General features: G+C 67.0%; 20 protein-coding genes. 8 read left to right on the forward strand and 12 right to left on the reverse strand.

What is annotated here, in order from left to right; translation table 11 throughout:
* Window positions 1–20 precede the first annotated feature (20 nt).
* From Q7V45_RS10590 to Q7V45_RS10605, 4 genes are all read right to left on the reverse strand, one after another.
* Entirely contained in the window at window positions 21–911 is an 891-nt protein-coding gene (locus tag Q7V45_RS10590) for a F0F1 ATP synthase subunit gamma (protein WP_304851297.1), read from the reverse strand.
* A gap of 15 nt (window positions 912–926) precedes the next feature.
* A complete protein-coding gene (gene atpA, locus Q7V45_RS10595) occupies window positions 927–2,453 on the reverse strand; it encodes a F0F1 ATP synthase subunit alpha (RefSeq protein ID WP_216956314.1) in 1,527 nt (508 codons plus the stop codon).
* Window positions 2,454–3,017, reverse strand: coding sequence for a F0F1 ATP synthase subunit delta (locus Q7V45_RS10600; protein ID WP_304851300.1), 564 nt, complete (start codon window positions 3,015–3,017; stop codon window positions 2,454–2,456).
* 198 nt (window positions 3,018–3,215) lie between these two features.
* On the reverse strand, window positions 3,216–5,387 hold the full coding sequence (locus Q7V45_RS10605; protein ID WP_304851302.1) for a primosomal protein N': 2,172 nt from the start codon (window positions 5,385–5,387) through the stop codon (window positions 3,216–3,218).
* Window positions 5,388–5,496: 109 nt separating this feature from the next.
* On the opposite strand from Q7V45_RS10605, the gene fsa reads away from it, so the two are divergent.
* The 4 genes from fsa to Q7V45_RS10625 are packed head-to-tail and all read left to right on the forward strand — an operon-like array spanning window position 5,497 to window position 8,547.
* Complete coding sequence (gene fsa, locus Q7V45_RS10610) at window positions 5,497–6,153, forward strand: fructose-6-phosphate aldolase (protein ID WP_304851304.1); 657 nt, start codon at window positions 5,497–5,499, stop codon at window positions 6,151–6,153.
* Between the two features lie 15 nt (window positions 6,154–6,168).
* A complete protein-coding gene (locus Q7V45_RS10615; RefSeq protein ID WP_304851307.1) occupies window positions 6,169–6,900 on the forward strand; it encodes a DUF484 family protein in 732 nt (243 codons plus the stop codon).
* Between the two features lie 7 nt (window positions 6,901–6,907).
* Entirely contained in the window at window positions 6,908–7,840 is a 933-nt protein-coding gene (locus Q7V45_RS10620; RefSeq protein WP_304851310.1) for a tyrosine recombinase XerC, read from the forward strand.
* A gap of 2 nt (window positions 7,841–7,842) precedes the next feature.
* Window positions 7,843–8,547: an aspartate/glutamate racemase family protein gene (locus Q7V45_RS10625; protein WP_304851313.1), complete on the forward strand. Its 705-nt coding sequence runs from the start codon at window positions 7,843–7,845 to the stop codon at window positions 8,545–8,547.
* Here Q7V45_RS10625 and Q7V45_RS10630 read toward each other — a convergent pair.
* The 5 genes from Q7V45_RS10630 to Q7V45_RS10650 all read right to left on the reverse strand — a co-directional run bounded on the left by Q7V45_RS10630 (window position 8,525) and on the right by Q7V45_RS10650 (window position 13,582).
* On the reverse strand, window positions 8,525–8,941 hold the full coding sequence (locus Q7V45_RS10630; protein ID WP_304851316.1) for a GNAT family N-acetyltransferase: 417 nt from the start codon (window positions 8,939–8,941) through the stop codon (window positions 8,525–8,527). The genes Q7V45_RS10625 and Q7V45_RS10630 overlap by 23 nt on opposite strands.
* A gap of 32 nt (window positions 8,942–8,973) precedes the next feature.
* Complete coding sequence (locus Q7V45_RS10635) at window positions 8,974–10,557, reverse strand: B12-binding domain-containing radical SAM protein (RefSeq protein WP_304851479.1); 1,584 nt, start codon at window positions 10,555–10,557, stop codon at window positions 8,974–8,976.
* A 190-nt stretch (window positions 10,558–10,747) separates the two neighbouring features.
* On the reverse strand, window positions 10,748–11,275 hold the full coding sequence (locus tag Q7V45_RS10640) for a dihydrofolate reductase family protein (RefSeq protein WP_304851319.1): 528 nt from the start codon (window positions 11,273–11,275) through the stop codon (window positions 10,748–10,750).
* Between the two features lie 192 nt (window positions 11,276–11,467).
* Entirely contained in the window at window positions 11,468–12,724 is a 1,257-nt protein-coding gene (locus Q7V45_RS10645; RefSeq protein ID WP_304851322.1) for a carbohydrate porin, read from the reverse strand.
* A 21-nt stretch (window positions 12,725–12,745) separates the two neighbouring features.
* Window positions 12,746–13,582, reverse strand: coding sequence for a dienelactone hydrolase family protein (locus Q7V45_RS10650; RefSeq protein WP_304851325.1), 837 nt, complete (start codon window positions 13,580–13,582; stop codon window positions 12,746–12,748).
* Between the two features lie 49 nt (window positions 13,583–13,631).
* Between Q7V45_RS10650 and Q7V45_RS10655 the strand changes: the two genes are divergently transcribed.
* The 4 genes from Q7V45_RS10655 (at window position 13,632) to Q7V45_RS10670 (ending at window position 16,167) form a co-directional block, all read left to right on the forward strand.
* The gene (locus tag Q7V45_RS10655; RefSeq protein ID WP_304851328.1) at window positions 13,632–14,312 is read left to right on the forward strand and encodes a site-2 protease family protein; all 681 of its coding nucleotides are present in this window, start codon (window positions 13,632–13,634) and stop codon (window positions 14,310–14,312) included.
* A 105-nt stretch (window positions 14,313–14,417) separates the two neighbouring features.
* Window positions 14,418–14,804 carry a hypothetical protein gene (locus tag Q7V45_RS10660; RefSeq protein WP_304851331.1) on the forward strand — a complete coding sequence of 129 codons (387 nt, stop codon included), beginning with the start codon at window positions 14,418–14,420 and terminating at the stop codon, window positions 14,802–14,804.
* Between the two features lie 74 nt (window positions 14,805–14,878).
* Window positions 14,879–15,385 carry a sigma-70 family RNA polymerase sigma factor gene (locus Q7V45_RS10665; RefSeq protein WP_304851334.1) on the forward strand — a complete coding sequence of 169 codons (507 nt, stop codon included), beginning with the start codon at window positions 14,879–14,881 and terminating at the stop codon, window positions 15,383–15,385.
* Window positions 15,382–16,167 carry an anti-sigma factor gene (locus Q7V45_RS10670; RefSeq protein ID WP_304851337.1) on the forward strand — a complete coding sequence of 262 codons (786 nt, stop codon included), beginning with the start codon at window positions 15,382–15,384 and terminating at the stop codon, window positions 16,165–16,167. The genes Q7V45_RS10665 and Q7V45_RS10670 overlap by 4 nt, the downstream gene beginning before the upstream one ends.
* A gap of 188 nt (window positions 16,168–16,355) precedes the next feature.
* Here Q7V45_RS10670 and Q7V45_RS10675 read toward each other — a convergent pair whose 3' ends face one another.
* From Q7V45_RS10675 to odhB, 3 genes are all read right to left on the reverse strand, one after another.
* Window positions 16,356–16,622: a hypothetical protein gene (locus Q7V45_RS10675; protein ID WP_304851340.1), complete on the reverse strand. Its 267-nt coding sequence runs from the start codon at window positions 16,620–16,622 to the stop codon at window positions 16,356–16,358.
* 6 nt (window positions 16,623–16,628) lie between these two features.
* Window positions 16,629–18,041: a dihydrolipoyl dehydrogenase gene (gene lpdA, locus Q7V45_RS10680; RefSeq protein ID WP_304851343.1), complete on the reverse strand. Its 1,413-nt coding sequence runs from the start codon at window positions 18,039–18,041 to the stop codon at window positions 16,629–16,631.
* Between the two features lie 110 nt (window positions 18,042–18,151).
* The gene (gene odhB / locus Q7V45_RS10685) at window positions 18,152–19,384 is read right to left on the reverse strand and encodes a 2-oxoglutarate dehydrogenase complex dihydrolipoyllysine-residue succinyltransferase (RefSeq protein WP_304851346.1); all 1,233 of its coding nucleotides are present in this window, start codon (window positions 19,382–19,384) and stop codon (window positions 18,152–18,154) included.
* Window positions 19,385–19,388 lie beyond the last annotated feature (4 nt).

Raw genomic sequence — 19,388 nt, forward strand, 5'->3', positions numbered from 1 at the left:
GATTGCGTACAGCGCGCGGCCTAGACGGCCTCGGCGCCCGAGATGATCTCGATGAGTTCCTTGGTGATGGTGGCCTGACGCGAGCGGTTCATCTGCAGCGTCAGTTTCTTGATCACTTCGCCGGCGTTGCGCGACGCAGAGTCCATCGCCGTCATCTGCGAGCCGTAGAAGCTCGCGGCATTCTCCAGCAAAGCGCGGAAGATCTGGACGGTGAGGTTGCGCGGCAACAGGTCGGAGAGAATCTCGCCCTCGTCCGGCTCGAATTCGTAGATCGCACCGCCCACCGCGGCAGGAGCGGCCGCTTCGGCCGTGGTCTCGGGCGCCGGCGGCGGGATCAGCTGCTGCACGGTGGTGACCTGCGTCATCGCCGACTTGAAGCGGTTGAAGACGATGGAGGCCACGTCGAACTCGCCGGCCTCGAACATCTCCATGACGCGCGTCATCACCTTCTGGGCGTCGCCGAACGTCAGGCGCGGGCGGCCGAGGTCGGACACGCTCTCGACGATCAGGCGGCTGTAGTCGCGGCGCAGCTGGTCGCGGCCCTTGCGGCCCACCGTGAAGATCTTGACGGTCTTGCCTTCGGCCTCGAGTGCGCGGATCTGGCGGCGCGCCTCGCGCACGATCGTGCTGTTGAAGCCGCCGCACAGGCCGCGATCGCCGGTGGCGACGATCAGCAGATGAACCTTGTCCGAGCCGGTGCCGGCCAGCAGGCGCGGGCCAGTGCCGCCTTTGAAGCTGTGTCCCAGCGACGCCAGGATCCGGTCCATGGCTTCGGCATAGGGACGGGCCGCGGTGGCCTGTTCCTGGGCGCGTCGCAGCTTGGCGGCTGCGACCATCTTCATGGCCTTCGTGATCTTCTGCGTCGACTGAACGCTTCGGATCCTGAGGCGGAAGGTTTTGAGGCTGGGCATCGAAACCTTCGGGAGTTAGGCGAACTTCTTGACGAAATCGCCGAGGAACGCCTTCAGCTTGTCGTCGGTTTCCTTGACGATCTCACGCTTCTCGCGGATCGACGACAGGATCGAACCTTCGGCGCGGACCGCGTCGAGCAACTGGCGCTCGAACTCGTTGATGCGGCCGATCGGCAGCGTGTCGAGGAAGCCGCGGGTGCCGGCATAGAGCGAGATGACCTGCTCCTCGACCGGCATCGGCGAGAACTGGCCCTGCTTCAGCAGCTCGGTCAGGCGCTGGCCGCGCGCGAGAAGGCGCTGGGTCGAGGCGTCGAGGTCCGAGGCGAACTGGGCGAAGGCCGCCATTTCGCGATACTGCGCCAGCTCCAGCTTGATGGTGCCGGCGACCTGCTTCATCGCCTTGATCTGCGCGGCCGAGCCGACGCGGCTGACCGACAGGCCGACGTTAATGGCGGGACGGATACCCTGATAGAAGAGCTCGGTCTCGAGGAAGATCTGGCCGTCGGTGATCGAGATCACGTTGGTCGGGATGTAGGCCGAGACGTCGCCGGCCTGCGTCTCGATGATCGGCAGCGCCGTCAGCGAACCCGAGCCGTTCTTCTCGTTCAGCTTGGCGGCACGCTCGAGCAGGCGCGAATGGAGATAGAACACGTCGCCGGGATAGGCTTCGCGGCCGGGCGGGCGGCGCAGCAGCAGCGACATCTGGCGATAGGCGACGGCCTGCTTGGAAAGATCGTCATACACGATCACGGCATGCATGCCGTTGTCGCGGAAGTACTCGCCCATGGCGCAGCCGGTGTAGGGCGCGAGGAACTGCATGGGAGCCGGATCGGAGGCCGTCGCGGCGACGACGATGGAGTATTCCAGCGCGCCGTTGTCCTCGAGCGTCTTCACGATCTGGGCGACGGTCGAACGCTTCTGGCCGATGGCGACGTAGACGCAGTAGAGCTTGCGGCTCTCGTCGGTGCCCTTGTTAATACCCTTCTGGTTCAGGAAGGTGTCGATGGCGACGGCGGTCTTGCCGGTCTGGCGATCGCCGATGATCAGCTCGCGCTGGCCGCGGCCGACCGGGACCAGCGAGTCGACGGCCTTGAGGCCGGTCTGCATCGGCTCGTTCACCGACTTGCGCGGGATGATGCCGGGAGCCTTCACCTCGACCAGGCGGCGCTCGGTGGTGGCCAGCGGCCCCTTGCCGTCGATCGGGTTGCCGAGACCGTCGACCACGCGGCCCAGCAGGCCCTTGCCCACCGGCACGTCGACGATGGTTCCGGTGCGCTTGACCGTGTCGCCTTCCTTGATGGTGCGGTCTTCGCCGAAGATGACGACGCCGACATTGTCGCTCTCGAGATTGAGCGCCATGCCTTTGATGCCGCCGGGGAACTCGACCATCTCGCCGGCCTTGACGCTGTCGAGTCCGTAGACGCGGGCGATGCCGTCACCGACGGAGAGGACCTGGCCGACCTCGGCCACTTCGGCCTCGGTGCCGAAGTTGGCGATCTGCTGCTTCAGAATGGCCGAGATTTCGGCGGCACGGATATCCATTTAGGCAACTCCCTTCATGGCAAGCTGCAGGCGCTGCAGCTTGCTTCGGACGGACGAATCGAACAGGCGCGAGCCAACCTTCACGACGAGGCCGCCGAGAATGTCGGGTTCGACGCGCGCGTCGATGGAAACCTTGTTACTGCCCAGCACCGAGCGCAGCGAGTCGCCGAGCTGTTGCAGTTGGGCAGGAGAAAGCGGAACGGCCGTGGTGACCGTCGCGGTGGTCTCGCCGCGGCGGCGAGCCAGCTCGGCGAGGAAGGCTGATGACATCGCCGGCAGATCGCGGGCGCGACCGTTGGCTGCCACGGTGCCGATGAAGTTGCGCGTCAGTCCGGAAATGCCCGCGGCATCGAGTACGGCGAGCAAAGCCTTGCCCTGCAGGGCGCGCGAGATGACCGGACTGGCGACGAGGCGGTTGAGGTCCGCGCTCTCCTCGAGAAGCCTGCGAAAGGTGGCGAGATCCTGTGCGACCTTGTCGAGGGACTTGGTTTCATCTGCCAGATCAAAAAGAGCACTGGCATAGCGTCCGGCGACGCCAGATACGGCCGAGGATGCGGTGGTCACGTCGAGAGCCTCTCCCCTGCCGCGGAACGCGGCCGGCAAGCCATTGAATTCACACGCTTTTCGCTAGCAGAACGCCCCGCGTCGCTTGCCGCCCCACCCCGGAAAAGCGCGCGTTGCTACCATGCTGCATTTCCCGACGCAACGTCCGCAAAGCACTGTTCTACAGCGGTTTTTCGGCGCGGGGGTCGCGGCGGGGTCTCAAAGGAAGGAATAGGGGTCGACATCGACCTGCAGGCGAACTGAACCCGGCAGCCCGATTTTCTCCAGCCAGGCATGCAGCAAAGGCTGCACGGCGACGTCACGGGCGGCCTTGAGCAGGAAGCGCCGCCGGTGCCGGCCGCGCAGCAGGGCCAATGGTGCGACCGACGGCCCCAGGACCGTGACGCCCTCCTGCTGGGGCACCTGGCGCGCCAGTGCGGCGCAGACATTGTCGACCGCGACGGGGTCCGGCCCGGAAATGATCAGCGAGGCCAGCCGTCCATAGGGAGGCATGCCCGCCGCTGCCCGATCGTGAAGCTCGACCTCGACGAACCGGTCGCGATCCCCCGAGACCAGCGCCTGCATCACCGGATGCTCCGGATTGTGCGTCTGGATCAGCGCCCGGCCCGGCCGGCCGTCGCGTCCGGCGCGACCGGCGACCTGATAGAGCAGTTGGAAGGTCCGTTCGGCCGCGCGCAGATCCCCGCCGTTCAGGCCGAGATCGGCATCGATCACCGCCACCAGGGTCAGATTCGGGAAATGATGCCCTTTTGCCGCCATCTGCGTGCCGATAAGGATGTCGATCTCGCCCTTCTCCATGCGGTCGACGGCCGCCGACGCCTCGTCGCGGTTCATCAGGCTGTCCGAGGTGAAGAGTTCCAGCCGCGCCTCGGGAAAGAGCTCCAGCGCCTCCTCCGCCAGGCGTTCGACGCCGGGACCGCAGGCGACGAACTGGTCGACCGCCCCACAGTGCCGGCAGGTGTGGGCCGGCGGCTCGGAGTAGCCGCAATGATGGCAGACCAGGGTGCGACGAAACCGGTGCTCGACCAGCCAGGCCGAGCATTGCGGACATTCGAGGCCCGAGCCGCAGGCCCGGCAGAGCGTAATCGGCGCATAGCCACGGCGATTGAGGAACAGCAGCGTCTGCTCGCCGGCCGCCAGCGTCTCCTTCATGGCCTCGACGACCGGCTGCGACAGCCAGCGCGCGCGCGGCGGCGGCGTGCGCCGCAGATCGATCGCCGACAGGGTCGCGAGCCGATGCCCGCCGTGGCGGCCCGGCAGGTGCACTTCGCCGTAGCGGCCGCTCTTCACGTTGACGACGCTTTCGAGCGAGGGCGTCGCCGATGCCAGCACGATGGGTGCGGAGGCAAGACGCGCGCGCACCACGGCCATGTCGCGCGCGTTGTAGACGACACCCTCGTCCTGCTTGAACGAGCCGTCGTGCTCCTCGTCGACCACGATCAGGCCGAGTCTGGCGAAGGGCAGGAACAGCGCGGAGCGTGCACCGACCACGACCCCCACCCTTCCCTCGGCGATGGCGCGCCATGTCTCCCGGCGCTCCAGGCTGGTCAGGCCTGAATGCCAGGGCGAAGGCTGCGCGCCGAAACGATCCTCGAAGCGCTTCAGCCACTGCGCCGTGAGCGCAATCTCGGGCAGCAGCACCAGAACCTGCCGGCCGGCGGCCAGACAGGCGGCAATCGCTTCGAAATAGACCTCGGTCTTGCCAGCGCCCGGCACGCCATCGAGCAGGGTCGCCGAGAAGGCGTGAGCCGTCACTTTTCCGACGAGCCCGTCGGCGGCGATCTTCTGGGCCGGCGACAGGGTCGGACCCGCATGCAGCCCGTCCGGCTGCGGAAAGGATCGACGGACGATGCGCTCCTCGGCGTCCAGCAATCCAAGCGATGCCATGCTCTTCACAACCGACGCGCCGACGCCCGCGAGATGCGCCAGTTCCGAAGCGGTCATCGACGGCCCGTCCTTCAACTGCTCCAGCACGCGACGGCGCGCCGCGGTGAGCTTGAGCGCGGTGTCGCCAGTCGGCGCGGCCGGCCGATAGACGAGTTCGGTCTTGGGCGCCTCGAGCGCCGAGGGCACGCTCATCGCCATGCGCAGCACGGCACCTGCAGGCATCAGCGTATAGGCCGACACCCAGTCGACGAAGCGGCGCATCGCGTCGGCCATGGGCAAGGCGGGAAGGACGGCGATCACATCGCGCAACTTCTCCGGCGCGACGTCGCCCGTGCCCGCGCCCCAGACGACGCCGATCGTTTCGCGCTTGCCGAGCGGCACGACGACGAAATGTCCCGGCATCACCGGCATGCCCTCCGGGACTCGATAGTCGTAGGCATCGGCGAGCGGCAGCGGCAGCAGGACCTTGATCGTGTTTTCCACCGGTTCGAGACGCGACGACGCGATCCCCTTGGCTTGTGGCTCCGAAGGGGAATCGCTAGAAATTGTGGTAACAGGCGAGTCCGAACCACTGGCCATTGGGGTAGTTTATATGAAGTTCTTCGTCGATACCGCCGATGTTGCCGATATCACGGATCTCGCGGCCTCCGGCCTGCTCGACGGCGTGACGACCAACCCCTCGCTGATCGCCAAGTCCGGCCGGCAGATGCTCGACGTCATCAAGGAGATCTGCGCCATCGTCCCGGGCCCGGTCAGCGCCGAAACCGTCGCGACGGACCACAAGACGATGCTCGAAGAGGGTCGCAAGCTCGCCAAGCTGGCGAAGAACGTCGCCGTGAAGGTGCCGCTGACGCCGGACGGGCTCAAGACCTGCAAGGTGCTGACCTCCGAAGGCACGATGGTGAACGTCACCCTGTGCTTCTCGGCGGCCCAGGCCCTGCTCGCCGCCAAGGCCGGCGCCACCTTCGTCTCGCCCTTCGTCGGCCGTCTCGACGATATCGGCCAGGACGGCATGCACCTGATCGGCGAGATCATGACGATCTACCGCCAGTATCCACACTTCAAGACCGAGGTGCTGGTGGCCTCGATCCGTCACACCCAGCACGTGATCGCGGCTGCCAAGCTCGGCGCCCATGTCGGCACCCTGCCGCCCAACGTGCTGCGCCAGCTCTTCAAGCACACGCTGACCGACAACGGTCTCAAGGCCTTCCTCGACGACTGGGCCAAGACCGGCCAGTCGATCCTTTGACCCGGAGACGGGCGCATGGCCAATGACGGGACGATTCCGGCGCCCGACGGCTCCGGCCGGCAGGTGAAGCTGATCACCGCCGACGACGTCGTGGCCTATCTCAAGGCCCATCCCGACTTCTTCGACAAGAACGGCGAACTGGCCGCCGAGATGGGCGTGACGCCGCGCGTCCAGGGGCCGGGCGTCATCGACATGCAGCAGGCGATCCTGAAGCGCCTGCGCGGCGAGATCGAGAAGCTCAAGGTCGAGCGCACCGAGATCATCGCCAACTCCAAGCAGAACCAGATCGTCCAGAACCGCATCCAGGCGGCGGTCATCAGCATCATCCAGGCGACGACCTTCGAGAAGATGATCCATGTCGTGACGCACGAGCTGCCCGAGCTGCTCGACGTCGACTTCATCACCCTCGCGATCGAGGCCAATGCCGACGCCCCCAAGCGCGTCCCGGTGCGCGGCGTCTACGTGCTGGCGCCGGGGGCCATCGACGCGGCCATCGGCCCGGACAAACATGCCCGCCTGCGCTCCAGCATCGTGGGCGAGGAGGCGTTCTTCGGCGACGTCGCGCGCTTCGTGAAGTCCGACGTGCTGATGCGCCTGCAGGTCTCGTCGGGCTCGCCCGACGGCGTCATGTGCTTCGGCGCGCGAGATCCCGAAGCCTTCGGGCCCGAGATGGCGACCGAGCTGTTGTTCTTCCTGTCGAAGGTGCTGGAGAACACGATTCGCGCCTGGCTCGACCTGCCCGAGTAGCATCGCCGTGAGGGTCGCAGACGCACTGGCGGCGTGGCGCGACTGGCTGAAGAGCGAGCGCCGGCTCGCCGACCATACGCTCATCGCCTACGAGCACGATGTCGCGACCTTCCTCGGCTTCATGGCGACCTATCTCGGCGAGACGCCGACGCTCGAGGCGCTCGCCCGGCTGAAGCCCGCCGAGTTCCGCGCCTGGCTGGCCGAGCGCTCGCGCCAGGGGATGGCGCGCTCCTCGACGGCCCGCGCCTTCTCCTCGGTGCGCTCCTTCTTCCGCTTCCTCGACAAGAACAAGCTCGCCCACAATGCGAGCATCGCCACCATCCAGACGCCCAAGCTGCCGCGCTCCGTGCCGAAGGCGCTGAGCGAGCGCGACATGGAGGATCTGCTCGCGGCCGAGCCCGAGCAGGAACGCGCGCCGTGGATCGACCTGCGCGACGCCGCCGTGCTGATCCTGCTCTACGGCGCCGGCCTGCGCATCGGCGAGGCGCTGGCGCTCACCAGGGCGGAGGTCGACGAGCTGCTGAAGAGCGGCCGCGATACGCTCGCCGTCACCGGCAAGGGCAACAAGACCCGGTTGGTGCCGCTGCTGCCGCAGGCGCTGCAGGCGCTGAGGAAGTATCGTGACGCCTGCCCGTGGCTCGCAGCGGCGAAACCCTCGGATCGCGTCTTCATGGGCGCCCGTGGCGGCGCGCTCGATCCCGCCATCGTGCAGAAGCGGGTACGCGAGATCCGGCGCGATCTCGGCCTTGCCGAAAGCGTGACGCCGCATGCGCTGCGCCACTCCTTCGCCACCCACCTGCTGGGTGCGGGCGGCGACCTGCGCACCATCCAGGAGCTGCTGGGCCACGCCTCGCTGTCGACGACCCAGCGTTACACCGACGTCGACGCCGCGCGCCTCGCCGCGGTCTATCGCGCCGCCCATCCGCGCGCCAAGGGCTGACCATGCCTCAACACATCGGCATCGTCGCCTGCTCGGCCGAGGGCGCGGCGCTCTGCTACAAGACCATCTGTGTCGAGGGCGCGGGCTTCATGGGTTCGCACGCCCATCCCGAAATCTCGCTGCACACGCATTCCCTGGCCGACTATGTCGAGCGGCTCGACCGCGGCGATCGCGCCGGCGTGGCCGAACTGATGCTGTCGTCGGCGCACAAGCTCGCGCGAGCGGGAGCTGATTTCCTGATCTGCCCCGACAACACCATCCACCACGCGATGAGCCACGTGCTGCCGCACTCGCCTTTGCCCTGGCTGCACATCGCCGAGGTGGTCGCCGCCGAAGCGTCGGCGCGCGGCTACCGGAAGCTCGGCATCACCGGCACGCGCTGGCTGGTCGACAGCGAGGTCTATCCGGAGAAGATCGACGCGCAAGGGCTTGCGTGGCTGCGGCCGACCGAGCCTGAGCGCGACGCCCTCAACCAGATCATCATGGATGAGCTGGTGCAGAGCCGCTTCACGCCGCAAGCCATCGCCACCTTCCAGCGCGTGATGGACCGCATGAAGGAAGAAGGCTGCGACGCCGTCGTGCTGGGCTGCACGGAAATCCCGCTGATCATGAACGACGGCAACTCGCCGCTGCCGACGCTCGATTCGACGCGGCTTCTGGCGCGTGCAGCGCTGCGACGCGCCGTTACAGGGACTTCCGGAAGATGATCTCGCCGTCGTCCTTGCGCCCGATCTCTTCCCAGCCGTTGGTCCGGTAGAAGCGCTCGGCCCGCGTGCCGGGGCCGGTGGTCAGCGTCGCCGCCGCGAAACCCGCCGCCCGCAGATCCTCGCAGGCCAGCGGCAGCAGGGCGCGGCCAAGACCGCGGCCCTCGAAGTCCGGATGGACGAAGAGCCCGAAGATCGTGCCGTCGCGCGGATCGGCGACGGAGAAGCCCTGCACCGTGCCCGCCTCCTCCCACACCCAGAAGGCCGCGTTCTCGAAAATCCAGTTGGCGGTCGTCTCGACCTTGCTCACGGAGGCCGCACTGAGCTGGTTCTCGCGGACGGCGAGGCGAACCTCCGAAATTCGGGGGCGGTCGGCGCTGGTCGCTTTGCGGATCATGAAGGCCTCGGGAGTCGACGAAGCGCGCGACGTTACACGGCCCGTTGCAGAATTCCAGCGTCGCGCTCCTGCGGCCGAGATGGCGGTTCGCGCTCAAGCACGGAGATCTGCCGGTCGATTTCCGCAACGACCGTCTTCGAGAACGGCCCGAGGTGCAGGTAGAGCATGAGCTGGATCACCACGACCTCGAGGGCGGCGGGATTGTGCCGGGCGATGTCGACGAACGTCCGCCAGAAGTGCCGGGCGAGCAAGGGCCGCACCACGGTCATTCTCCACATCAGCCGCAGCAACGTGTTTCGATCGCGGGGCGTGACGACCGGTCGGGCCGTCACCGGATGGCTGGGCCGTCGCAGGTTGAGGCCCGATCGGCGGACGCGCTCGAAGTAGGCGCCCGGCCGGTAGACGGCTTCGAGAATCGCCTTGTAGTCTTTCAGGATGTCGATGCGAGGCCGTCGGGTCACGAAATTGAGCCCTGCGGTGCATTGATCGCCGAGGCCCTGATCGGCGAAGGGCAGAAGGCGACCCTCCTTCTCCAGCCGGCGGGTCAGCTGCGTGGTGGGCAGGGCGGTCAGCAGGCCGACCATGCAAACCGGAATGTTGGTGGCCTCGATGCACTCGATCATCTCCGCGGCCACGCGAAGCTCCTCGGTGTCGAAGCCGACGATGAATCCTGCGATCACCATCATCCCCGCCGCATGGATCTTGTGTACACTCTCGGCCAGGCTGCGGCGCGTGTTCTGCTTCTTGCGCGTCGAGACGAGCGTTGCGGTATCGGGACTCTCGATGCCGACGAAGATGGCAAAGAAGTTGGCCCGCTTCAGCATGTCGAGGAGCTCGACGTCGTCGGCCAGGTTGATCGAGGCTTCGGTCGAGAACATGAAGGGATAGCCGGTGCTCTTCTGCCAGGCCTCGAGGGCGGGAAGGAACTGCTTCAGTGCCTTCTTGTTGCCGATGAGATTGTCGTCGACGAAGTCGACATGGCCGCGATAACCGGCATCGTGCAGCGCCTGCAGCTCCGCCAGCATCTGCGGCACCGTCTTGGATCGCGGCACGCGGCCGAACAGCTCGATAATGTCGCAGAATTCGCAGTTGAACGGACAGCCGCGCGAGAACTGCACGCCGACGAAGAGATAGTGGCTGAAATCGATCAGGTCGAAGCGCGGGATCGGACTCTTGGTGATGTCGGTCTTGAACTTCTCGGCCTCGAACCGCCCGGTCCTGGCGCCCGACTCCCACGCCTCGACGAACTGTCCGATCACGCCCTCGGCCTCGCCGACGACGAGGAAGTCGGCATGATCAAAGAGTTCGGGACTGGACATGGCGTCCGGCCCTCCGACGACCACCGGCTTGCCCTGCGCCTGAGCCATCCGGATGATCTCGAGCGAATCGACGCGCTGCGGCAACATCCCGCCGGTCATGATCAGGTCGGCCCAGGCGAGGTCGGCCGGGTCGAGCGCCTCGGCATTGCGGTTCACCAGCTTGATGTTCCAGTCGCGCGGCAGCAACGCGGCCAGGGTGATGAGACCGAGCGGCGGCGCCGGGCACCGCACCCCGTGGAGATCACACGCCGCCTGCAGGCTCCAGAAGGAGTTCGGATTGAAGCGCGGGAAGATCATGAGAACATTCGGTGTCGTCACGGCCGCTCCTTCGCCTGGGATCAGGGAAAAGCATCAGCAATCGTCGATCGAATGGCGGTTCGTCAGCTTGCTTACATAAGTCGTAGCGTCGAACTCTCCGGAATTTGAACACACGGGGGCCAACGGCACAATCGCCGCGTCCGCCTGCCCTTACAGTCGTTACGAGGCGTTATCGGGCCGCTTCGTAGACGACATGCAGCGCGCCGCCGCTGCGCGGCTCGCAGGACTTCAAGGTCAGCTTGAGTTCCGGCGTGCCCGGCGCGATGAGCGGGATGCCGTTGCCCAGCACGATCGGCACGATCGCCATCTCCAGCACGTCCAGCTTGCCGGCCGCGATCATGCCGCGGATCACCTGTGCGCCACCTTCGACCCATACCCGGGCATAACCACGCGCTTCCAGCTCGGCCGCCACGACCGCGAGATCGCCCGAGCGCGCCTCGACGGCGCCCGGCGCCTCGACCAGCGGACGATGGGTCATGACGATCGTCGGCTTTTCGCCGTACGGCCACTCGCCGAAGCCGCGCATGACCTCGTAGGTGTCGCGTCCCATCAGGATCGCATCGATGCCCGCCATCAGGGAGTCGAAGCCGAAGTCCTGCGGCGGGTAACTCTCCAGCCAGTCGAAGGAGCCATCGGCGCGCGCGATCTTGCCGTCGAGCGACATCGCGATATGACAGTGCCAGATCGTCCTTCCCATGTGCCCTCTCAAACTAGAGTCTTTCCGAGCGGGATGGAACATACCCCACAGCCTCATGCTGAGGAGCGCTCCAATAGGAGCGCGTCTCGAAGCATGGGCACGAGCACCGCGTCCGCTGCCCGCCCTTCGAGACGGCCGCGATGCGGCCTCCTCAGGGTGAGGTAAGGGGGGACAACATGAGACGGAAAGACTCTAGAACAGCACCGTCAGGCGCAGCGAGAAGACCGCCGCCATCTGCTGCGTCGGCGCCAGGGCCGGCTGGAAGTAGAGCTGCACGTCGGGCGTGATCAAGAGGTGTCTCACCGACCACGACCAGTAGAGTTCGACCATCGTCTCGCTGGGGTTCACATAGGTGTCGGCATAGAGCGTCTGGTTGACCCTGTTCCACGCGATCCCCAGACCGATCTGGTCGAGCGGCGCGCGGCCCAGCGGGTTGTTGTAGACCGCACCGCCGGCGATCGACGACTGAATGGGCTGGCTGGAATTCCAGACGGTGTTGGCGCGCAGAAACACGCCCCACTTTTCGCCGAAGGGCTGGGCGGCGCTGAAGGAAAGCCCCGAGCTGGCCTGTGGCTGCATCTCGACACTGGGCAGGTTGTAGTAGAGCAGCGAGTAGCTGCCCTGGCCGAGCTTGCCGGCAGTCGGCGACCAGGCGCCGTAGAGAAACCAGGAATACTGGCCCTGCCCCACCGTGTTGAACTGGATGTAGTTGGAGGCCAGGACGTTGTTGGCGTCCTGGAAGCCCACGGCAAAGGTCAGCTCCTCCGTCGGGTTGACCTGGATGTAGGCGCCGAGACTGCCCTGCGAGTAGTTCTGGCTGCCGTTCTGGGCGAGCGAGTAACCGATGAAGTTGACCTGCTCGTTGTTGGAATAGGCATTGCTGTCGAAATTCGAGAAGGGATACTGACCCACCGTCACCGACACGAAATCGCCCGGGAAATCATGCGTGTAGCTCACCTGTGCGAAGGTGAGCTGGTTGTCCGGATAGTCGTTGACCTGACTGTTGAGGTTCAGCCGGTTCTGCAGGCTGGTGCCGGTCTGACCCGACCAGTATTGCGTCGCGAGGTAGGCGAACTGGAAGGAACCGGCGCCGATCCCGGGATCGTCAAACGCCTTCCAGTTCACCGCCGGTGCAAACTGGGCCTGCACCGCGCCATAGTTTCTGCCCGGCGCACCCCACTGGCTCAGCACCGACGAGGTCATCGAATAGAAGATGCCGGTCGTATCCTGGATCTGCTGCTTCGCACGGGCGTAGCGACGGGCGGCGTCGTCGAAGGGCTGTTCCAGGAAGTACTGCTCGCGCGCCTCGGCCGCGCGCAGCCTGTTGTGGATCTTGCCGACGTGGCGCACGCCGTCGTCGTCATCGTCGTCGGCCGCCTCCTGGGCATCGGCTGCCGCAAATGGCAGGACCAGGGCGACCAGACCACCAATCCAAATCGTCGAACGCATGCCGCTCCTGCCGGCCCGCTCTTACGGCGTCAACGCCTTCTCCAGGAACGCTTTCACGTCGACCACGAACTGCTTCCAGGCCGGTTCGTGCGCGCCGTAGTGCGCCCCGCAGCAACCGCCGGGCTTGCTGCGGTTGCCAACGCCGTCGAGATAGCGGACCGGCAGGCCCAATGCGTCGAAGCTGTGATGAGCGTTTTCGTAAACTTTTGTTTCGACCAGCTCCCGGCCACGCACGACACGCTCCAGCACCGCACGGCACTGCGAGACCGGCGTCCAGTCGTCGAGCGCGCCCATGGCGAAGAGCGTGGGCTGGCGCACCGCGAGGCGCGGCCCCAGCGCATCGGCCAGCGCGCAGTCGGGATAGACCAGCACGACGGCGCGCGCAGCGGCCGGCGTCGGATCCTCGGGCCGGCCCGACATTGCGCGCAGCATCGCCACGCCGCCGCCGTAGGAATAGCCCATGTAGGCGAGGCGCCGCGGATCGATGCCCGGCTGCTTCGCGAGCCAGGCGAGCGTCGCGTCGATGTCGCCGGCCCGCGCCTCGGCGGCGGCCTGCGTCGGCCAGTTGCGGCCGCAGACATCCTTGAGGCCGCGCGCCGAGAAACTGTCGACCACCAGCGCGGCATAGCCCCAGGAGGCGAGCAGCCCCGCCATGCGCGCCGTGTTCTGTCCCGGCCCGCCGCAGCCATGGAACAGCGCGACCGCGGGAACCGCCGCCGTCGCCTGGGCCGGACGGAAGAGCTGCGCCGACAACTGGACCGTGCGCCCCCCTTGCTCTACGGGAACGCGGACGTTCTGCTGCGCCAGCGCGGGCGATGCGCCCAGTATGGCCAGCAGGATCATCAGCCTTGCGATCATCGACCGGACCGTAAACCAAGCAAGAGCGGAGACAACAGGTGGATTGCACGTGAGCGAGACGATCTACACCATCTCCACCTGGGTGATCCCGGCCCTCCTCGCCATTACGCTGCACGAGGCCGCGCACGGGTTCGTGGCCTTGCGCTGCGGCGACAAGACCGCGTGGCAGCTCGGCCGCGTGACCCTCAATCCCTTCAAGCACATCGACCCGGTCGGCACGATCCTCCTGCCCGGCCTGCTGATCTTCCTGCGTGCACCCTTCCTGTTCGGCTACGCCAAGCCGGTGCCGGTGAACTTCGGCGCGTTGAACAATCCGCGCCGCGACATGGTGTGGGTCGCCGCCGCGGGCCCCGCCACCAACGTCCTGATGGCCCTGGCGGCGGGCCTGCTGGCGCATCTCGCCATCCTCCTGCCGCCCGACGCCGCCGCCTGGGCGATCCGGAACATCGAGAATGCAATCCTGATCAATGTCCTGCTCGCGGTGTTCAACATGGTGCCTCTGCCGCCGCTGGATGGCGGGCGCGTCGCCGTCGGGCTGCTGCCCGACAGCCTCGCGCTGCCGCTCGCCCGCCTGGAGCCCTACGGCATGCCGATCCTGCTCGGCCTGATCTTCATCCTGCCGCTGATCGGCAACCAGCTCGGCATCGACCTCAACGTCATCGGCTGGCTGCTGAGCGAGCCCGTCGGCTGGCTGGTCAACCTCGTGATACGCGTCACCGGCAACGGCTGAGCGCGCCGCCCGGGCCACAGACGGAAAAAAAGAACTCCGCGCGGAATAATCGGCCCGTCCCTGGCGTCTCTCCCCTGCAGACCAACAGCTGCATGGGAGTTGAAGATGTTGAAATCGATCGTCGCCACCGCCGCCGCCCTCGCGATCTTTGCCGCCGGTAGCGCCTTCGCCGCCGAGCCTGCCTCGGCCACGCCGCCGGCGATGAAGAACGGCATGTTCGTCACCGCGAGCGGCATGACGCTCTACACGTTCGACAAGGACGCCACGCCGGGCAAGTCGGTATGCAATGGCCCGTGTGCGACGAACTGGCCGCCGGCCCTCGTTGCCGACGGCGCCAAGGCCTCGGGCGACTGGACGATCATCACCCGCGACGACGGGCTGAAGCAGTGGGCCTACAAGGGCAAGCCGCTCTACGCCTTCGCCAAGGACACCAAGGCCGGCGACAAGACGGGCGACGGCTTCCTGAACGGCGCCTGGCACGTCGCCAAGTAAGGCCGCGCGTAACACCGGTGGTGTGGCGCCGTCCCCGGTTCGGCCGGCGCCACTCCTTCCTGTAGAGTAAGCCCATGGCCGATGCGGAAGCCCTGCTCGAACCGCTGATCCCGGCGCTGCGCCGTTACGCCTACGCGCTGGTGCGCGACCACGATGCGGCCGACGACCTGGTGCAGGACACGCTGGAACGCGCGCTGTCGCGCTGGACGCTGCGGCGGAGCGATTGCGATCTCCGGGCCTGGCTCTTCACCATCCAGCGCAATCTCCATGTGTCGGCGCTGCGGCAGGACCGCCGGCGCGGACCGCATGTCGAGCTCGACGAGTGGACGACACCCAAGGCCGTGGCGACGCAGGAAAGCGGCAGCGAGGTGCAGGATATTCTGGCGGCGCTCGATCAGTTGCCGGAGGAGCAGAAGTCTCTGCTGCTGCTGGTCGGCGTCGAGGATCTTTCCTACGACGACGCGGCGAAGGTCATGGGCGTGCCGATCGGTACGGTGATGTCGCGGCTGTCGCGCGGCCGGCAGCGGCTGCGCGCGCTGCTCGAGACGGGGCGTGCCACGCTCCTGCGGAGAGTGAAATGACGGACAAGGCGTTTTCGATCGGCGAGGACGAGCTGCAGGCCTTCATCGACGACCGGCTGGAGGGTGATCGCCGCGCCGCCGTGGAAGCGCATCTGGCCGCCCATCCCGAACTCGCCGAGCGCATCGCCGCCGAGCGGCGCCAGCGGGCGATCCTGCGCAGCCGCCTCGAGGCCAAGTTCGCCGAGCCCGTTCCCGCGCGCCTCCGCATCGCCAACCTGCGCGCCGCGCGTCGCAGCTTCCGGGCCCGCAGTTGGACCAGCGCCGCCGCCGCGGTCGCCCTCTTCGTGGCCGGCGCGACGGCCGGCTGGTTCGCCAACACGATCGCACCCGCACCGCTGGCGCCGACCCCGACCGCCAGCGTGGCGCAGGGCGCGCACGCGGCCTATCGGACCTTCGTCGTCGAGGTCGCCCATCCGGTCGAGGTCGGCGTGCAGCAGGAAGCGCACCTGCTGCAGTGGCTCTCCAAGAGGCTCGGCCGCAAGCTGGCCGCGCCCGACCTCTCGCCTTTCGGCTACAGGTTGATGGGCGGCCGCCTGCTGCCCGGCGGTAACGGCGCGGCGGCCCAGCTCATGTACGACGATGCGAGCGGCCGGCGGCTCACCATCTACGTGCGCGCGACGGAAGGTAAAGAGACGGCTTTCCGTTTCCAGAAGGAAGGCGAGGCCGCAACCTTCGCCTGGATCGACCAGGGCTTCGGCTTCGCGGTGACGGCGACCGCGACCCGCGACGAGCTGCTGCCGATCGCGGAGGCGGTCTATCGCGGCTTCGAGGGCAAGAGTTGAAGCCTCTTCCGCTCGCGAAGTTTCACGCTGAACTTCAGCAAACAACCTCATCCTGAGGAGCGAACGCAGTGAGCGTCTCGAAGGATGGGCACGAGCACCACGTCTGTTGCCATCCTTCGAGACGGTCGCTTCGCGACCTCCTCAGGATGAGGTGGTGTAGTTAACTCAAGAAGAAAAGATCCTATCCCTCACTTCGACGGGTCGGTGTGATCTTCGAATTTCTTGAGGTGGCGCGGCGCCCATTTGTGGTCACGCGCCTTCACGATCCATTCGTCGAGCTTGGGCCAGCGCCGGCGTGCCGACGTCACCCATCGACGGCCGGTCTCGAATTCGGTCGCCAGCAGGTAAAGCGCCAGCACGAAGAAGATCCAGCCCTGCAGGATCGGAATGAACCCGCCCACCACCGACATCACGAGGCAGGCAGCGATCGCAAGCGCCATCAGGGGCTGGCGCATGGGAAGCTAGAGGTGGATCGGCTTGTCCCAGGCGGCGAGGGCAGCTTCCTTGAGCGCCTCGTTGACCGTGGGATGGGCATGACAGACGCGGCCGATATCCTCGGCCGAAGCGGAGAACTCCATCGCCATCGCGGCCTCCGCGATCATCGTCCCGGCCTCGGCGCCGAAGATGTGGACGCCCAGCACCTTGTCGCTCGCCTTGTCGGCTAGAACCTTCACGAAGCCCTCCGTGGCGCCGTTCGCACGACTGCGCGGGTCGGCGGTGAACGGATACTTGCCGACCTTGTAGGCAACGCCGGCCGCTTTCAGTTGTTCCTCGGTCCTGCCGACCCACGCCACCTCGGGCTGGGTGTAGATGATCGAGGGAACGAGGTCCCAGTTCACATGCCCCTTCTGGCCCGCAAGGGTCTCGACGCAGGCGACGCCGTCCTCGCTCGCCTTGTGCGCGAGCATCGGCCCGTCGATCACGTCGCCGATCGCGTAAATGCCCGGCACCGAGGTCTGGAAGTGGCCATCGACGGCGATGCGGCCGCGCTCCGTCATCTTCACGCCCGCCTTCTCGAGGCCGAGGCCCGCGACATAGGGACGGCGGCCGATCGACACCAGCACGACGTCGGCTTCCAGGGTCTCGGCGGCACCGCCCTTCGCCGGCTCGACCGTGAGCGTCACGCCGGCGTCCGTCGTCTCCGCCTTGGTGACCTTGGCGCCCAGCTTGAACTTGAGGCCCTGCTTGGCGAGCGTGCGCTGGAGGAACTTGGTGACCTCGTCGTCGACACCGGGCGTGATGCGATCGAGGAATTCGACCACCGTCACCTCGGCGCCGAGGCGGCGCCACACCGAGCCCAGCTCGAGCCCGATGATGCCGGCGCCGACCACCACCAGGCGCTTCGGCACTTCGGAAAGCTCCAGCGCGCCGGTCGAGGAGACGATCCTCTTCTCGTCGATCGCGACGCCGGGCAGCGGCGTCACTTCCGAGCCGGTGGCGATCAGGATGTTCTTTGCGGCGAGCGTTTCCTTGACCGCGCCATCGTCGCCGACAACCGCGACGGAACCCGCCGCTTCGATGCGACCCGCGCCGGTATAGGAAGCGATCTTGTTCTTCTTGAACAGGAAGGCGACGCCCTTGGTGGTGGCTTCGACGACCTCGTTCTTGCGCTTCATGAGCTGGGCGAAATCGAGCGTCGGGGCCGCCACGACGACACCGTGCGCGCCGAGATCGTGGCCCGCCTCCTCGAACAGGTGCGAGGACTGCAGGAGCGCCTTGGAGGGAATGCAGCCGACGTTGAGGCAGGTGCCGCCCAGCGTCGCGCGCTTCTCGACCACGGCGACCTTCAGGCCGAGCTGTGACGCGCGGATCGCGGCGACGTAGCCGCCCGGGCCGGCGCCGATCACGACCAGATCGAAGGATTCGTTTGCCATGAGCGCACCGTGATTATCGAGAAATCGGTGTCATCCCGAGCGCAGCGAGGGACCCTTGGTCGGGACTGCGAAAGGTCCCTCGCTGCGCTCGGGATGACAGGTTGTTGAAACTAGACGCCGAGCAGCAGCCGCTCGGGATCCTCGATGCATTCCTTGACCTTGACCAGGAACAGCACGGCCTCGCGGCCGTCGATGATGCGATGGTCGTAGGACAGGGCCAGGTACATCATCGGCCGCGCCTTGATCTCGCCGCCGACCACCATCGGCCGCTGCTGGATCTTGTGCATGCCGAGGATGGCCGACTGCGGCGGATTGAGGATCGGCGTCGACATCAGCGAGCCGTAGACGCCGCCGTTGGAGATGGTGAAGGTGCCGCCCGTCAGGTCGGCGATCGACAGCTTGCCGTCGCGCGCCTTGCGACCGAGATCGCCGATGCCCTTCTCGATACCCGCGAAGTCCAGCGCGTCAGCGTCGCGCAGCACCGGCACGACCAGACCCTGCGGCGAGCCGACGGCGACACCGATGTCGTAGTAGTTCTTGTAGACGATCTCCTCGCCCTCGATCTCGGCATTGACCGCCGGCAGCTCCTTGAGCCCCGCGATGCAGGCCTTCGCGAAGAACGACATGAAGCCCAGCCGCGCGCCGTGCTTCTTCTCGAAATCGTCCTTCAGCCGCTCGCGCAGGGACATCACCGCGGTCATGTCCACCTCGTTGAAGGTGGTGAGCATGGCGGCGGTGTTCTGCGCCTCCTTGAGGCGGTTGGCGATGGTGCGCCGCAGGCGCGTCATCTTCACCCGCTCCTCGCGGGCGGCCTTCGGGCGCGGGCCGGCCGGCACGGCGGGCTTCGCCGCGGCGGGCGCCGGGGCCGCGGAGATCGACGAGATCGCGGCCAGCACGTCTTCCTTGGTGGCGCGGCCGTCCTTGCCGGTCGGCTGGATGGCAGCCGCCGGCACGCCCTTCTCCTCGGCGAGCTTGCGTGCGGCCGGACCGGAGGCAGCGAGATTGGCGCCCGACGGGGCCGCGGCCGGCGCCGGCGCGGCGGCAGGTGCCGGAGCCGGCTTGGGCGCCGCCGGGGCAGCAGCCTTCGGCGCGGTAGCGCCGGCAGCTCCCGCCTCGATGTGACAGAGCACGCCGCCCACCTGGACGGACGCGCCTTCCTCCACGGCGAGGCCGGCGATGGTGCCGGCCACACTGGCATTCACCTCGACGGTGACCTTGTCGGTTTCGAGCTCGCACAGGGGCTGGTCGACGGCGACCGCGTCGCCGGCCTTCACCAGCCACTTGGCGACGGTTGCCTCGGTGACCGATTCACCCAGAGCCGGAACCTTGATCTCGACGGCCATGACT

It is taken from the genome of Reyranella sp. (assembly GCF_030651995.1).
Lineage (GTDB): Bacteria > Pseudomonadota > Alphaproteobacteria > Reyranellales > Reyranellaceae > Reyranella.

Bases quoted from the DNA above. Each gene is read 5' to 3' on its own strand.
- Q7V45_RS10640 (WP_304851319.1), bottom strand. From the start codon at position 11,275: ATGGGAAGGACGATCTGGCACTGTCATATCGCGATGTCGCTCGACGGC.
- Q7V45_RS10615 (WP_304851307.1), top strand. From the start codon at position 6,169: ATGGCCAATGACGGGACGATTCCGGCGCCCGACGGCTCCGGCCGGCAG.
- Q7V45_RS10635 (WP_304851479.1), bottom strand. From the start codon at position 10,557: ATGATCTTCCCGCGCTTCAATCCGAACTCCTTCTGGAGCCTGCAGGCG.
- Q7V45_RS10650 (WP_304851325.1), bottom strand. From the start codon at position 13,582: ATGATCGCAAGGCTGATGATCCTGCTGGCCATACTGGGCGCATCGCCC.
- Q7V45_RS10590 (WP_304851297.1), bottom strand. From the start codon at position 911: ATGCCCAGCCTCAAAACCTTCCGCCTCAGGATCCGAAGCGTTCAGTCG.
- lpdA (WP_304851343.1), bottom strand. From the start codon at position 18,041: ATGGCAAACGAATCCTTCGATCTGGTCGTGATCGGCGCCGGCCCGGGC.
- Q7V45_RS10670 (WP_304851337.1), top strand. From the start codon at position 15,382: ATGACGGACAAGGCGTTTTCGATCGGCGAGGACGAGCTGCAGGCCTTC.
- Q7V45_RS10630 (WP_304851316.1), bottom strand. From the start codon at position 8,941: ATGATCCGCAAAGCGACCAGCGCCGACCGCCCCCGAATTTCGGAGGTT.
- odhB (WP_304851346.1), bottom strand. From the start codon at position 19,384: ATGGCCGTCGAGATCAAGGTTCCGGCTCTGGGTGAATCGGTCACCGAG.
- Q7V45_RS10645 (WP_304851322.1), bottom strand. From the start codon at position 12,724: ATGCGTTCGACGATTTGGATTGGTGGTCTGGTCGCCCTGGTCCTGCCA.
- Q7V45_RS10660 (WP_304851331.1), top strand. From the start codon at position 14,418: ATGTTGAAATCGATCGTCGCCACCGCCGCCGCCCTCGCGATCTTTGCC.
- Q7V45_RS10675 (WP_304851340.1), bottom strand. From the start codon at position 16,622: ATGCGCCAGCCCCTGATGGCGCTTGCGATCGCTGCCTGCCTCGTGATG.
- Q7V45_RS10625 (WP_304851313.1), top strand. From the start codon at position 7,843: ATGCCTCAACACATCGGCATCGTCGCCTGCTCGGCCGAGGGCGCGGCG.
- Q7V45_RS10665 (WP_304851334.1), top strand. From the start codon at position 14,879: ATGGCCGATGCGGAAGCCCTGCTCGAACCGCTGATCCCGGCGCTGCGC.
- atpA (WP_216956314.1), bottom strand. From the start codon at position 2,453: ATGGATATCCGTGCCGCCGAAATCTCGGCCATTCTGAAGCAGCAGATC.
- fsa (WP_304851304.1), top strand. From the start codon at position 5,497: ATGAAGTTCTTCGTCGATACCGCCGATGTTGCCGATATCACGGATCTC.